At 70.2% G+C, this 12,761-nt stretch carries 13 protein-coding genes and 1 pseudogene; 6 read left to right on the top strand and 8 right to left on the bottom strand.

Annotated features, from left to right (window positions below; translation table 11 throughout):
- Positions 1–119: 119 nt before the first annotated feature.
- The gene (locus tag MB828_RS23175; protein WP_301649895.1) at positions 120–740 is read right to left on the bottom strand and encodes a DUF5134 domain-containing protein; all 621 of its coding nucleotides are present in this window, start codon (positions 738–740) and stop codon (positions 120–122) included.
- A gap of 17 nt (positions 741–757) precedes the next feature.
- Entirely contained in the window at positions 758–1,144 is a 387-nt protein-coding gene (locus MB828_RS23170; RefSeq protein WP_229878697.1) for a cupin domain-containing protein, read from the bottom strand.
- Positions 1,145–1,512: 368 nt separating this feature from the next.
- Here MB828_RS23170 and MB828_RS23165 point away from each other — a divergent pair, with 368 nt between their 5' ends.
- Positions 1,513–2,409, top strand: coding sequence for an RNA polymerase sigma-70 factor (locus MB828_RS23165; RefSeq protein WP_301649894.1), 897 nt, complete (start codon positions 1,513–1,515; stop codon positions 2,407–2,409).
- Between the two features lie 130 nt (positions 2,410–2,539).
- On the opposite strand, the pseudogene MB828_RS23160 reads toward MB828_RS23165, so the two are convergent.
- Positions 2,540–2,836: pseudogene (locus MB828_RS23160) on the bottom strand (indolepyruvate ferredoxin oxidoreductase subunit alpha); the annotation flags it as partial.
- Between the two features lie 85 nt (positions 2,837–2,921).
- Here MB828_RS23160 and MB828_RS23155 point away from each other — a divergent pair.
- The 3 genes from MB828_RS23155 (at position 2,922) to MB828_RS23145 (ending at position 6,766) form a co-directional block, all read left to right on the top strand.
- Positions 2,922–4,652: an L-aspartate oxidase gene (locus MB828_RS23155; protein WP_301649892.1), complete on the top strand. Its 1,731-nt coding sequence runs from the start codon at positions 2,922–2,924 to the stop codon at positions 4,650–4,652.
- Between the two features lie 116 nt (positions 4,653–4,768).
- On the top strand, positions 4,769–5,515 hold the full coding sequence (locus MB828_RS23150; protein ID WP_301649891.1) for an SDR family oxidoreductase: 747 nt from the start codon (positions 4,769–4,771) through the stop codon (positions 5,513–5,515).
- A 246-nt stretch (positions 5,516–5,761) separates the two neighbouring features.
- Positions 5,762–6,766, top strand: coding sequence for a sigma-70 family RNA polymerase sigma factor (locus tag MB828_RS23145; protein ID WP_301649890.1), 1,005 nt, complete (start codon positions 5,762–5,764; stop codon positions 6,764–6,766).
- Here the strand turns inward: MB828_RS23145 and MB828_RS23140 are convergent.
- Together MB828_RS23140 and MB828_RS23135 are read right to left on the bottom strand one after the other, a co-directional pair.
- Positions 6,720–7,442: an RNA polymerase subunit sigma gene (locus MB828_RS23140; protein WP_301649889.1), complete on the bottom strand. Its 723-nt coding sequence runs from the start codon at positions 7,440–7,442 to the stop codon at positions 6,720–6,722. The two genes, MB828_RS23145 and MB828_RS23140, sit on opposite strands and share 47 nt — an antisense overlap.
- A gap of 160 nt (positions 7,443–7,602) precedes the next feature.
- The gene (locus MB828_RS23135) at positions 7,603–8,259 is read right to left on the bottom strand and encodes a TetR/AcrR family transcriptional regulator (RefSeq protein ID WP_301649888.1); all 657 of its coding nucleotides are present in this window, start codon (positions 8,257–8,259) and stop codon (positions 7,603–7,605) included.
- Positions 8,260–8,430: 171 nt separating this feature from the next.
- Between MB828_RS23135 and MB828_RS23130 the strand changes: the two genes are divergently transcribed.
- Both MB828_RS23130 and MB828_RS23125 read left to right on the top strand, forming a co-directional pair.
- Positions 8,431–9,273: an SDR family oxidoreductase gene (locus tag MB828_RS23130; RefSeq protein WP_301649887.1), complete on the top strand. Its 843-nt coding sequence runs from the start codon at positions 8,431–8,433 to the stop codon at positions 9,271–9,273.
- A 52-nt stretch (positions 9,274–9,325) separates the two neighbouring features.
- Complete coding sequence (locus MB828_RS23125) at positions 9,326–9,730, top strand: OsmC family protein (protein ID WP_301649886.1); 405 nt, start codon at positions 9,326–9,328, stop codon at positions 9,728–9,730.
- A gap of 86 nt (positions 9,731–9,816) precedes the next feature.
- On the opposite strand, the gene MB828_RS23120 is transcribed toward MB828_RS23125, so the two are convergent.
- From MB828_RS23120 to MB828_RS23110, 3 genes are all read right to left on the bottom strand, one after another.
- Entirely contained in the window at positions 9,817–10,536 is a 720-nt protein-coding gene (locus tag MB828_RS23120; protein WP_301649885.1) for an alpha/beta fold hydrolase, read from the bottom strand.
- A gap of 48 nt (positions 10,537–10,584) precedes the next feature.
- A complete protein-coding gene (locus tag MB828_RS23115) occupies positions 10,585–11,535 on the bottom strand; it encodes an alpha/beta hydrolase (protein WP_301649884.1) in 951 nt (316 codons plus the stop codon).
- 127 nt (positions 11,536–11,662) lie between these two features.
- Entirely contained in the window at positions 11,663–12,439 is a 777-nt protein-coding gene (locus MB828_RS23110; RefSeq protein ID WP_301649883.1) for a DUF427 domain-containing protein, read from the bottom strand.
- Positions 12,440–12,761: the final 322 nt, after the last annotated feature.

The raw sequence follows: 12,761 nt of genomic DNA, 5'->3' as shown, positions 1-12,761 counted from the left end.
GCAGGGCGACGACCGTCGCTCCAGCCGTTCGGCGCGGTGGTCCGCGGTCACTCAGCGCGTGACCGCGGACCACCGCGCCTTCGCCGGGCCGGCGCGCGGCCGATTTTTCTTCCCCGCGCTCAGTGGGGCAGGACCAGCATCACGGCCGTCCCGAGCGCCATCGCCCCTTCACCCACGTGCCGTGACGGCGTCGCCGCCGCGGCACGGCGCGCCGCGTTCATGGCCGAGCGCAGTGGGGGCATGGGGCGGGTCAGCGACCACAGCGCATACGCCAGCAGACAGGACGCCAGCGACAGCGTGATCGCGGAGCCGCCGAGAGGGACACCAGCTCCCAGAGCGCCGGGCCCGGTGGAGTGCGCAGCCGACCCGAGGTGGGCGTGTGCCGGTCCGGTCCCGGTGTGCGGCACGCGCAGCATCCAGGCCATCGCGGCCATACCGGCCGCGTGCGGCAGCCGGTGTGTCATCGCCGCCGTCCTCCCGGCCTCCCGGCGGCCGACCGGCAGCACAAACCACCCCGCGCCGGCGGTAAAGACACCTCCGGCGACGGCAGCGGGCCCCGTGCGGACGTCGATCCAAGGCATCGCCGCCATGGCCACGGCCATGGCGGCGGCCAGCAGCCGGTCCACCCGGACGCCGAACCCGGCCCCGGGGGACCCGACGCCCCGCGCCGGCCCATGCAGGAGCACCGCCACGAACAACAGCGTCAGCAGGCAGTGCACCAGGACCACGGGCGTGCCCATGCCGGGTCCGTGCCCGCTCAGGCGGTGGGGCGCGGTGCCCGCAGGTGGGCGCGCTCCGCCAGTTCCTTCTCGTCGACCAGTTCCAGCATGGGCTTGCCCGGAGCACACATCATGGTCACCACGAACCGGGTCCGCGCGTCGGAGAGCGCGTTGCCGTCCTGATAGTGGATGGCGTCTCCACCGGGCTCCCAGAAGGTGCCGCCCGCCTCCACCACGCGCTCGGGCTCGCCCTCGAGCTCGAAACGGACCGCGCCCTCGACGACGTAGCCGAAGGCGGGGCCGGAGTGCCGGTGCGGGGGCGTGCCCGGGTCGCCCGGCTCCCACTCGACGAGAATGGTCATCGCCGACGCCCCCTCCGGGACGGTGATCGGTGCGGCGTCCTGGAGTACCTTCGCCGCCGTCATCCAGCCGGCGGTCCCCTCCTGGTCGCCGTGCCCGTGGTGGCCGTGGGCGGAGTGGTCGTGTGCTGTCATGTTGTCCGACACTGTGTTGCACCTTCCGTAGGCGTGAACATCGTTCGTCACTGGTGACCGGGGACCGGGCGCAGGTGTGACAACCGGACTCCCCACACAGTCCTTTCACCCGTCGACTGCGGTCTTCCGGAGCAGGGGGCGGGCAGCGGTCCGGGCGCAAAACCGGCGGACCGGGCGCGACGATTGCCACCGTGTGACCGGGGATCGCGAAAGAGATAGCGTGAGCAGATGCGGCCCGCAGCGCGTACCTTTCCCCCTCGCGCGTAGCATGTAGGGCGCAAAGCCAGAAGGGACGACCCATGCGCGCTGGCGCCCACCCCGACACGTTCGACCACGGTCTCGACGACTTCCTCTCGGCCAGACCCCGGTTGTTCGGCATCGCGTACCGCATCCTCGGCAGTGCCGTCGAGGCCGAGGACATCGTCCAGGACACCTGGCTGCGATGGCAGAACACCGACCGCGCGCAGATCCATGAACCAGCCGCCTTCCTGACCACGGTCACCACCCGGCTCGCGATCAACCTGGCCCAGTCCGCCCGGGTACGCCGGGAGTCCTACGTCGGGCCGTGGCTCCCCGAGCCGGTCGACACCACCCAGGACCCGCACCTGGGGGCGGAACGCGCCGAGGCGGTCGAGCTGGCGGTGCTGTTGCTGATGGAGAAGCTCAACCCGATCGAACGAGCGGCCTACGTGCTGCGGGAGGCGTTCGACTACCCCTACCAGCGGGTCGCCGACATCCTGGAGACCAGCGACACGAACGCCCGGCAGCTGGTCAGCCGGGCGCGCAAGCACCTGGGCGCCGAGCGCAAGGAGCGCGTCAGCCCCGCGGCCCACCGGCGTCTGCTCGAAGGCTTCCTCTCCGCCGCGCGCACGGGAGATCTCTCCACCCTGGAGGACCTGCTGACCTCGGACGTCGTCAGCTATTCGGACGGCGGCGGCATCCGCGGCGCGTCCAGGATCCCCGTCATCGGCCGCGATCACGTCTCGCGGTACCTGGCTGCCTTCGCCCCGCGGTTCTGGCCGGGTGCCGAGACCCGGTTCGTCGAGGCCAACGGCCGGCCCGCCGTGCTCGTCGCACGGGACGACGCGCCGGTGGCGCTGTTGTGCGTGGACGCGTCCGAGGCCGGTATCGAGCGCATCATGTGGGTGATGAACCCGGTCAAGCTGAACCCCTACGTCCTGTCCCTGGGGGCCTGACCCGCCGGTCCGCCGCACGCCCCGGGCCCGGCCCGCCGCACCGGGCCCGGGCGGTTCACCACGGGAACCACAGGTCGGCGTCGACGGCCTCCTCCTTGCGGGCGGCGAATCCGGACAGGTCGTTCTTGACCCCGTGCCGCGGGGGCAGGGACGCGACCACCGCGTGGTCGGCCCGCCCGGTGCCCTCCCCCGGCGCGTCGCGGAAGTACTCGGCGTTCACGGACCAGTACTGCGCCCACTGGGCCGGCAGGTCGTCCTCGTGGAAGACGGCCTCGACCGGGCAGACCGGCTCGCAGGCGTGGCAGTCGACGCACTCCCAGGGATTGATGTACAGCGTCCGCTCGCCCTCGTAGATGCAGTCGACCGGGCACTCGATCACACACGCCCGGCTACGACCGGCCCGGCCGCCGGGGTGTGACACCGACAGGCGGGCCCGGGCCGGGGCGGCGGTGTCACAACCCGTCACTCCACCTGGTCGTAGCAGGTGACCACCCCGAGCGATGGGAGCAAGCGTGGTTGCCACCGAACAACGTCTTTCCACCACGGTGCTGGTGATCGGCACCGGCGGAGCGGGCCTGCGCGCGGCCATCGAGCTGGCCGAGGCCGGCGTCGATGTCCTCGCAGTCGGCAAGCGCCCCAAGGAGGACACCCACACCTCTCTCGCCGCCGGCGGGATCAATGCGGCCCTGGCCACGATGGACCCCGAGGACACCTGGCAGCAGCACGCCGCCGACACCCTCAAGGAGAGCTACCTCCTCGGCGACCCCCGCACCGCCGAGATCGTCACCCGGGGAGCCGCCCTCGGCATCGACGACCTGGAGCGCTACGGCATGGCCTTCGCCCGGGAGGAGGACGGCCGGATCTCCCAGCGCTTCTTCGGCGCCCACAAGTTCCGCCGCACCGCCTTCGCGGGCGACTACACAGGCCTGGAGATCCAGCGCACGCTCATCCGGCGCGCGAACCAGCTGGACATACCGGTGCTCGACAACGTCTACATCACCCGTCTCCTGGTCCACGACGGTGCCGTCTTCGGCGCCTACGGCTTCGGTCTTGCCGACGGCAGGCGCCACCTCGTGCACGCGGACGCCGTCATCCTCGCCGCCGGCGGCCACACCCGGATCTGGCGGCGCACCTCCTCACGGCGCGACGAGAACACCGGCGACTCCTTCCGGCTGGCCACGGAGGCCGGAGCCCGGCTCCGCGACCCGGAACTCGTCCAGTTCCACCCCTCCGGCATCATCGAGCCGGAGAACGCGGCCGGGACCCTGGTGAGCGAGGCAGCCCGCGGCGAGGGCGGCATCCTGCGCAACGCGCTCGGCGAGCGGTACATGAACCGCTACGACCCCGTACGCATGGAGCTGTCCACCCGCGACCGGGTCGCCCTCGCCTCCTACACCGAGATCAAGGAAGGCCGCGGCACGCCCAACGGCGGGGTGTGGCTCGACGTCTCCCACCTGCCCCGGCAGACCATCATGAACCGGCTCCCCCGCGTCTACCAGACACTGCTGGACCTGCAGATGCTGGACATCACCCGGGATCCCATCGAGGTCGCGCCCACCGCGCACTACTCGATGGGCGGTGTGTGGGTGCGCCCCGAGGACCACAGCACGGACGTGCGGGGCCTGTACGCCATCGGTGAGGCCTCCAGCGGACTGCACGGCGCCAACCGGCTCGGTGGCAACAGCCTCATCGAGCTGCTGGTGTACGGCCGCATCACCGGACAGGCGGCGGCCGCCTACTCGGAGTCCCTGGCCGCGCAGCCGCGCTCGGCCGCCGCGGTGGCACAGGCGCGTGCGGAGGTCGACGACCTGCTCGCCGCAGACGGACCCGAGAACGTGCGCGCCCTGCAGCGCGCGATCCGCAACACCATGACCGAGCACGCGGGCGTGGTCCGCGACGAGGAGGGGCTGCGCACCGGGCTGGCGGAGCTGGACGCCATCGAGAAGCGCATGGAGAACGTCGGCGTCCATCCGGACATCGCGGGCTTCCAGGACCTCGCCCACGCCTTCGACCTCAAGTCCTCGGCACTGGCGGCGAGGGCCACACTGGAAGCGGCGCTGGAGCGGCGCGAGACACGCGGATGCCACAACCGCAGCGACTACCCGGACATGGATCCGGCGCTGCAGGTGAACCTCGTCTGGTCCCCGACCGACGGCATCACCCGCGAGCCCATCAGTCCCGTCCCCGACGAGATCGCGGCCCTTATGGAGGACGTCTCGGCGGACGGAAAGCTCGTCGAATAGGAATTCTCCTGCTCGGAGAGAATTTCCGGAATTTCAGAAAGGTGTCACAGCGCCGGTCAATTCCCGGTCATACCTCGTGCAGGCAGCAGATGAGAATGAGTGAAAGGAACGTCCCCATGAAGGTCGTAGTGATCGGCGGCACCGGACTGATCGGCTCGAAGGTCGTCAGCAAGCTCGACGAACACGGCCACGAGGCGGTGGCGGCCGCCCCGAACACCGGCGTCAACACGCTGACGGGCGAGGGCCTGGCCGAGGTGCTGGAGGGCGCGGCCGTCGTGATCGACGTCTCCAACTCGCCCTCCTTCGCGGACGACGCCGTCATGGAGTTCTTCCGTACCTCCACCACCAACCTCCTCAAGGCTGAGGCGAACGCCGGTGTCACCCACCACGTCGCCCTGTCGGTGGTGGGTACGGAACGGCTCCAGGAGAGCGGCTACTTCCGTGCCAAGCAGGCGCAGGAGGAACTGATCAAGGCCTCCGGGATCCCGTGGTCGATCGTGCACGCCACGCAGTTCTTCGAGTTCATGAAGGGCATCGCCGAATCGGCGACCGAGGGTGACACCGTCAAGCTGGCCCCGGTGAAGATCCAGCCCGTCTATTCGGACGACGTCGCCGCCACCGTGGGCCGCACCGCCGTGGGCACGCCGGTCAACGGCGTGGTCGAGGTGGCCGGTCCCGACACCTTCCAGCTGGACGAGCTGATCCGCAAGGGGCTGGCCGCCAAGAACGACCCGCGTACGGTCGTCGCCGACGTACACGCCCCGTACTTCGGCGCCGAGTTGGCGGAGACCACGCTGCTTCCCGGCCCGGACGCCCGCATCGGCGAGACCCGTTTCGTCGACTGGCTCGCCCAGCAGCAGTAGGCGCGTCTTCCTTGGCCTGTCGTTCCGCGGGGCGTGGAACGGCAGGCCTGTTTCTTGTACGGCTCCGTACATCAGCCGGCGCGCATGGCCGATAACGCGTCCGCGCCGCTGATAAGTGCTTCAAAAAGCACTGTCACAGCGTCCGTGGTCCCTCGGTCGTTGAGGGGGAGACGGTCGCCGGGTCTGTGAGCGCCTCGTGGCCGCATTCCGACAACCCGGGTCCCGGAGGAATGGAGTCAGAGGGACATGTATCCAGAGGCATCCCCCGCAGAGGCACCTCCCACGGACAGGAACCTCGCCGAGGCCGTCACCACCTTCGTGGAACTGCGGCCCCGGCTTTTCGGTATCGCCTACCGCGTCCTGGGCAGCGCGACGGAAGCCGAGGACGTCGTGCAGGAGGCGTGGCTCCGCTGGCAGCGGACCGACCGTTCGACGGTGGTCAGCCCAGCGGCGTTCCTGTCGAGCACGACGACGAGGCTGGCCATCAACGTGGCGCAGTCCGCCCGCGTGCGCCGCGAGACCTACATCGGGCCCTGGCTGCCCGAGCCCATCGACACCAGCATCGACCCGGTGGCCGGCGCTGAACGCGCCGAAGCCCTGGAACTCGCCCTGCTCCTGGTCCTGCAGAAGCTCACGCCCATCGAACGGGCCGTCTACGTGCTGAGGGAGGCCTTCGAGTACGGCTACTCGGAGATCGCGGAGATCCTGCGCCTCACCCCGGTCAACGCCAGGAAGATCGTGAGCAGGGCGCGCAAGCACCTGACGGACGAGGAGCGGGACACTGTCGACGTCCAGGAGCACCGCAGACTGCTCGATGCTTTCGTCGCGGCCGCCCAGGAAGGGGACGTGGCCTCGCTGGAAGCGCTCCTGACGCCCGCCGCGGTCAGTCTCTCCGACGGCAACGGGCTGCGCGGGGCGGCCCGCGTACCCGTGGTCGGTCGTGCCCGGGTGGCGAAGCTGTCGACCGCCTCGTCACGCTTCTGGCCGACGGTCGAGATCGTACCCGTGCAGGCCAACGGACGCGCCGGGGTTCTGCTGTACCGGGACGGCCGGCCCGCCACCTTCATGACCATCGCCGCCACACGGCGGGGGATACACCGGGTTCTGTGGGTGTTCACCCCCGCCAAGATCGCCGCCTTCCTCGGATCGCGCGCCCACTGCGCGCCCCTGCTCTCGCGCCCCGAGGACGCCGTGGCACGTGAGCTCACCCGGGAAGGGAACGGTTCCAGCTACGCAGCTTGTCGGGGTTGAGAACCGCCCAGACCTGAACGACCAGCGAGTCCGCGATGTCGAGGGTCAGCACCGCGGCGACCCGGTCGTCACACCGGGCGACGAGGCCGGTGTGCCCGTTGACCGATCCGGTGCACAGCGTCACACGCCGCTGTCCAGCCAGCAGGACCAACAGGCTGCGGGCGACCTGCTCGTCGCCGCGGACGGGCCGGGTCAGCGCCCGGATCTTGCCGCCGCTGTCGAAGAGCGCCGTCGCATCGGGGGCCAGCAGCGACCGCAGTCGGGGGCCGTCCTGATCGCTGCACGCCTGCCGAACGGCAACAGTGATCTCATGCTCGCGACGCGCCGACACGGGCCGCGCACGCCGCACACCCACACTCAACAGGGCCCGCTCGACCGGTTCCGCGTCCTCGCCGCACAACGCCCGCCGGGCCTGGATCTCCCGTTCCTCCCCGCCGGGCCAGGCCGACGCCGGTCGCATCAGACACGCCTCGTCCACGACCTGGGTGAGCCAGACGCGAGGGGACGGCATACTGACCCGCTCCGGATCGGTGAGGCGGTACCACCGCCGGTAGGCCTCGTCGACGACGCGTTCGGCCGCGACGCGGCTGCCGAGCGCGCGGCAGGCGACGTCCAGCAGGTGCCGCCGTTCGTCGAGCGACTCGGCGAGGGGTACCGCGTCAACGACATGATCCACGGAGCGACCCCCACGCCGACGAGAGTCCGGAGCCGCAGCCGCCCCGGCGGCATGACTCGGACGTTACCCGCCCCAGTCCGTACCCGGCTGGTCGGCCGGCCTGATCAAGACAGAAGCTGCGGCATGATTTCACAACACACCGATGATGTGCCACTTAGTGTCACGTCTTCGTCGGTGCAGGGGTGCCCGACGGGTCCGCCATCCTCAGCCGGGCGGGGGGCGGATGGGGCAGGGCCTCGCGGTCACGGCCCCGCAGTCCGTCGAACGCGATCTCCAGGAAGCGTTCCCACGCCCGCGGTTCGCGGTCCAGCAGCGGCTGGGCGGTCTGATGGATGCCGCCGAGGAGCAGCACAATGTCGGTTCCGGTGATGTCACCGCGGACCGCTCCTTGTTCCCTGGCCCGGGCGGTGAGGTCCTCGAGGGTGTCGCAGAGCCGGTCGATCGCCTCGCGTACGTCCGCGTGCTGCAGCGAGGGCCGGCCGATGACGTCGCAGAACGCACGGTCGGCGGCGAGCAGGCCGATTCCGTGTGCCATGAAGTTCTTCAGCGCACGGCCGGCGTCGTCGGCGCTCAGGAGCCGGTCCGCCGTCTCGTGCAGCCGGTCGAGCAGCTGCATCATGATCGCCGCGAGAAGGTCGTCCTTCGTCGGGAAGTGCCTGAACACCGTGCCCTTGGCGACGCCGGCCCGCTGGGCGATCGTGTGCATCGACACATCCACCCCGCATTCGGCGAAGGCCTCGGTGGCCGCTCGCAGGAGCAGCTGCCGATTGCGCACGCTGTCCGCCCTGGCCTGCACTGTCGCTGCTCTCCCGGTCATGACGCCTCCCGCTGCCTGTCACAACATTAACACTGAATATGACTTGCCGGTCATTTTCAGTGTTACGCTGGCACAACATGACCGCTCGGTCACCTTCTCGAGCCGCCCTGTCCTGTCCTCGCACACGACACGGCCTGCCCGTCTCACCCCACCACATCTTTCGTAGATGACATGAGTTCCGTTCTCGACCCCAAGGTGGTCCTCGTCACCGGCGCCTCTTCCGGCATCGGCAGGGCGACCGCGCTGGCGCTGTCCAAGGCGGGGGCCACCGTGGCCGTCGGTGGCCGCAGGACCGACCGGCTCGAAGCACTGGCGCAGGAAGCGCCCGGGGAGATCCTCGTCCTGGACATGGACGTCAGCGACCCCGAGTCGGTGCGCAAGGCCGTCGACCGGACCGTCGAACGCTTCGGCACCCTCGACATCGTCGTGAACAACGCCGGCATCATGCTCACCGGCCCCGTCCTTGACGCCAATCCCGCGGAATGGTCCCGCATGGTGGAGACCAACCTGCTGGGCTCCATGTACACGGTGCACGCCGCGCTGCCCCACATGCTGCGCTCCCGTGGCGCGGTGGTCCAGATATCCTCCACCTCGGGCCGTATCTCCTCGGCCGGCGCCGCGGTCTATTGCGCCACCAAGTTCGGCGTCAACGCCTTCGCCGAGGCGCTGCGCCAGGAGGTGACCGAGCGGGGGGGTCCGCGTCGTCGTCGTGGAGCCGGGCTTCGTGTCGACCGAGTTGGCCGACCACATCACGGACCCCGTCGGGCGTGCCGCGGTCAGGACCATGGCCGAGTCGATGCGGACCCTTCAGCCGGAAGACATCGCGGCCGCGGTGGTCTACGCCGTCACACAGCCCGACCACGTCGCGGTCAACGAGATCCTTGTGCGCCCCACCGACCAGTCCCGCTGATCGCCCCTGATCACCCGCGGGGCGGCAACCACCACCCCGCCCCCCTGCTTGCGGCCGAGTACAGGCACGCCGGCCGTCACAGTCGGGTGTCCCGCACGGTCTGAGCTTCGGAGGCGCAAATCGTGCCTCTGCCCGTACCTCGGCTGAGAGGCAAGCATGAACACGCGCATCGTTACCGTGGCCGAAGGAAAGCAGCTCGCGCGCTCCGTGGCGATCGGTACACACCGCCTGACAGCCGACGAGCCGGAGCCCGTCGGCAGCGACACCGGACCCACTCCGGGCGAACTCCTCCTGGCCGCGCTCGGCGCGTGCACATCCATGGCGGTGCGGGCCTACGCGCAGCGCCACGAATGGCCGCTGGACCGGGTGGACGTCGCGGTCCGCTTCGACGCACAGGGGCACGTGGTCAAGAACATAGGAATCGTCGGGGAGTTGACCCCCACACAGCGGGACCAGCTCCTGGCGATCGCGGGACGCTGTCCCGTCCATCGGCTGCTGACCAAGGACGTCACGATCATCACGGTGCCGACGCTGCTCGCGGAGCCCGCGCCGCTGCCGTGACGCGTCAGGCCCGCACAAGAACGCGGGGGGGGCGGGGCCGGGCTGTGAAGCCGGACCCCGCCCCCCGCGTCCGTCAGGCGCGGGCCTCAGGCGGTCGCCTGCGCCGCCTCGTTGATCAGACGGGCCACGTCACCGGGGCGCGAGACACTGACCGCGTGGGAGGCGGAGACCTTCATGACGGAGGCCCCGGCCCGCTCGGCCATGTAGGCCTGCACCTGCGGGGGGATGTTCCGGTCCTCGTCCGCCACCAGCACCCAGGAGGGAATGTCCCGCCACGCGGGCGCGGACGCGCCCTCCGCCAGCGCGGCATCGGCCACCGGCCGCTGTGTCGCGGCCATGACCGCCGTGGTCTCCTCAGGGACGTCAGCGGCGAACTGCTGGTGGAACTTGGCCTGTTCGATGTACAGGTCCATGACCTGGCCGCCGTCGGACAGCGTCACCGGCACGGGCCGGAGCGTGTCGCCGAGGGTGCTGCCGGGGAACTTGCCCGACAGGGTGACGGCGCTCTCGCCCTCCTCCGGCAGGAACGCCGCGACGAAGACGAGCGCCTTGACCTCGGGCAGCCCCTTGGCCGCGTTGCTGATGACGGACCCGCCGTAGGAATGGCCGACAAGGACGACGGGGCCCCCGACGGACGTCACGATCTGCCGGACGTAGTCGGCGTCGGTCGTCAGTCCGCGCAGCGGATTGGCGACGGCGATCACCGGATAGTCGTGCGCGAGCAGCTTGTCGACGACGCCGTTCCAGCTGGAGGCGTCCGCGAACGCGCCGTGCACGAGGACGATGGTGGGCTTGTGTGCAGTCATGAAAAACGGCCTTTCGACGTGCCGGGGAATGTGGTCGGGTGTGCGGTGTCAGTCGGTTCCGAGCGCCTTGCGCAGTACGTGGACGGCCTGCTCGATCGCGGCGGTCGACGCCTGGGTGTCGCGGACCGTGTTCAGCATCATGAAGTCGTGCAGGGAGGCGTTGTAGCGGATGCTGGTCGTCGGCACACCGGCCTGGACGAGCTTGCGGGCGTAGGCCTCGCCCTCGTCGCGCAGCACGTCGTTCTCGTCGACGACGACGAGCGCCGGCGGCAGGTCCCGGAGGTCTTGCAGCGTCGCCCGCAACGGCGAGGCGGTGATCTGGGCGCGCTCGGCGGGGTCGGTGGTGTAGGCGTCCCAGAACCATTCCATGGCCTTGGCCGTCAGGTGCGGGCCGTGCGCGAAGGTCCGGTAGCTCTCGGTGTCCTGGGCCGCGTCGGTGACGGGGTAGTACAGGGACTGGTGCACGAAGGCCACGTCGCCCCGCTGCTTGGCCATGTGGGTCAGCGCGGCGGTCATGTTGCCGCCGACCGAGTCACCGGCGACGGCCAGGCGGGAGGCGTCGAGCCCTTCGCCGGCGCCCTCGGTGGTGATCCAGCGGGCCGTCGCGTAGGCCTGCTCGATGGCGACCGGGTACTTTGCCTCCGGGGAGCGGTCGTACTCCACGAATACCAGGGCGGCCTTCGCCCCGACGGTCAGCTCGCGCACGAGCCGGTCGTGCGTGCCGGCGTTGCCGAGGATCCAGCCGCCGCCGTGCACGTAGAGGATGACGGGCAGGGGGCCGGCGCTGCCGACGGGCTTGAGGATGCGCACCCGCACGTCACCGGCCTCCGCCGGAACGGTGATCCACTTCTCGTCCACGTCGGGCTTCTCGACGGGCTGCGTCTGCACGTCGTCGAGCAGCTTGCGCGCGCCCTCGACCCCGAGCTCGTACAGCAGCGGCGGCTTGGCGGTCGCGTCGGCGAAATCCTGCGCGGCGGGTTCGAGAACGATGTCGCTCATGGTGTGTTCCTTCTCTGGCGATTAAGGAGGACTTTTCACACCATGGGACCAGGCCCGCAGCAGATGTGTGACACCAGAAGGTCCCGGGCCGTCGGGCGCTGCCCGGGACCGGGCACCGGGGCGGGGGCTAGGAATGGAGTGTGCCGGGCTTCGGCAGTGGTTCGCCGTCCACGAAGAGGTCGACGTGCTCGTTGTAGAAGGCCGTCAGGCCCGCGATGCGGTTGGCGTGGATGGTCGGGAAGTCGTACGCCCAGGCGATGTCCTCGTGGGCGGCGGTGGCGCCGTCGAACGACCAGTAGCCGCTCGTCGTTCCCTTGTACGGGCAGCGGGTCACCGTGTCGGTCCGCCGCAGTCGGGTCCAGTCGACGTGGGCGCGGTCGAGGTAGTAGCGCGTCGGCAGGCCGGTCTCGAAGAGTTTGACGCACGCCGGCGCCTCCGCCAGGACCACGCCCTCCAGCTCCACGCGGACGCTGCTGGAGGAACGCACGGCGTCCACACGCGAGTACGGGCTCCTGGGGTGGACGAAGACGGGTTCGTCCTCCTCGAACCAGTAGTCGATGGCCGGCCACTCGAAGCGCACCGTGCCCTGGAGTGGCGCCGGGGCGTCCTTCCCCCACACCCAGGCGGCACCGGGGCGCGAGTCCCCGCCCACGGACAGAGTGTGCCGGTGCGCCGTGCCCGCACCGTGCTTCTCGGTGACCCCTTCGTCGTCGAGGACGCCGTCGACGAGGTCCCGCACCGGGATGCTGAACTGCGGATAGGCCTGCCACTCCCAGACGTACAGGGCGCGCCGCGTGTCGAAGACGGTGCGACCGCCGATCACGCCCCTGATACGGCGGGGCACCGGCTCCACGTGCCCGACGGGCACGAGGAAGCTCGGATGCAGAACACTTTCGGTTTCCATGGTCTTCACCTAAGTCGGTCGGAGGTTCCGCGCCCGCTCGGACCGGACACGGAGAGTGTGTGCGCCCGGGACGCCCGCGTCCTCGGGCCGTCACGGACGGCGGTTCGCCAGGCGCCGAAGCACACGGCGCTGAGCAGGGCTTGCTTCGCTGTCACAGCAGGTGGCGAAGGCCGGTCTGTGCGGGGAGACAGTCCCCCGTGGAGAGGAGATCACGCCGTGCACACGCGCACCCGTTACGACGCCAACACTCATGACACTAACAAGACAACCTTCTCATGCACACTGTGCACACTGTCGCCGAGGGCCGGACCCCGGCGGCGGC

Origin of the sequence: Streptomyces arenae, from assembly GCF_022343545.1 — a bacterium.
Classification (GTDB): Bacteria; Actinomycetota; Actinomycetes; order Streptomycetales; family Streptomycetaceae; genus Streptomyces; species Streptomyces humi.
The sequence above is the reverse complement of the archived record's forward strand: the minus strand, read 5'-3'. Positions and strand labels throughout refer to the sequence as shown.

Coding starts and splice junctions, on each gene's coding strand:
- MB828_RS23175 (WP_301649895.1), bottom strand. CDS start 740: ATGGGCACGCCCGTGGTCCTGGTGCACTGCCTGCTGACGCTGTTGTTC.
- MB828_RS23170 (WP_229878697.1), bottom strand. CDS start 1,144: ATGACGGCGGCGAAGGTACTCCAGGACGCCGCACCGATCACCGTCCCG.
- MB828_RS23165 (WP_301649894.1), top strand. CDS start 1,513: ATGCGCGCTGGCGCCCACCCCGACACGTTCGACCACGGTCTCGACGAC.
- MB828_RS23150 (WP_301649891.1), top strand. CDS start 4,769: ATGAAGGTCGTAGTGATCGGCGGCACCGGACTGATCGGCTCGAAGGTC.
- MB828_RS23145 (WP_301649890.1), top strand. CDS start 5,762: ATGTATCCAGAGGCATCCCCCGCAGAGGCACCTCCCACGGACAGGAAC.
- MB828_RS23135 (WP_301649888.1), bottom strand. CDS start 8,259: ATGACCGGGAGAGCAGCGACAGTGCAGGCCAGGGCGGACAGCGTGCGC.
- MB828_RS23130 (WP_301649887.1), top strand. CDS start 8,431: ATGAGTTCCGTTCTCGACCCCAAGGTGGTCCTCGTCACCGGCGCCTCT.
- MB828_RS23125 (WP_301649886.1), top strand. CDS start 9,326: ATGAACACGCGCATCGTTACCGTGGCCGAAGGAAAGCAGCTCGCGCGC.
- MB828_RS23120 (WP_301649885.1), bottom strand. CDS start 10,536: ATGACTGCACACAAGCCCACCATCGTCCTCGTGCACGGCGCGTTCGCG.
- MB828_RS23115 (WP_301649884.1), bottom strand. CDS start 11,535: ATGAGCGACATCGTTCTCGAACCCGCCGCGCAGGATTTCGCCGACGCG.
- MB828_RS23110 (WP_301649883.1), bottom strand. CDS start 12,439: ATGGAAACCGAAAGTGTTCTGCATCCGAGCTTCCTCGTGCCCGTCGGG.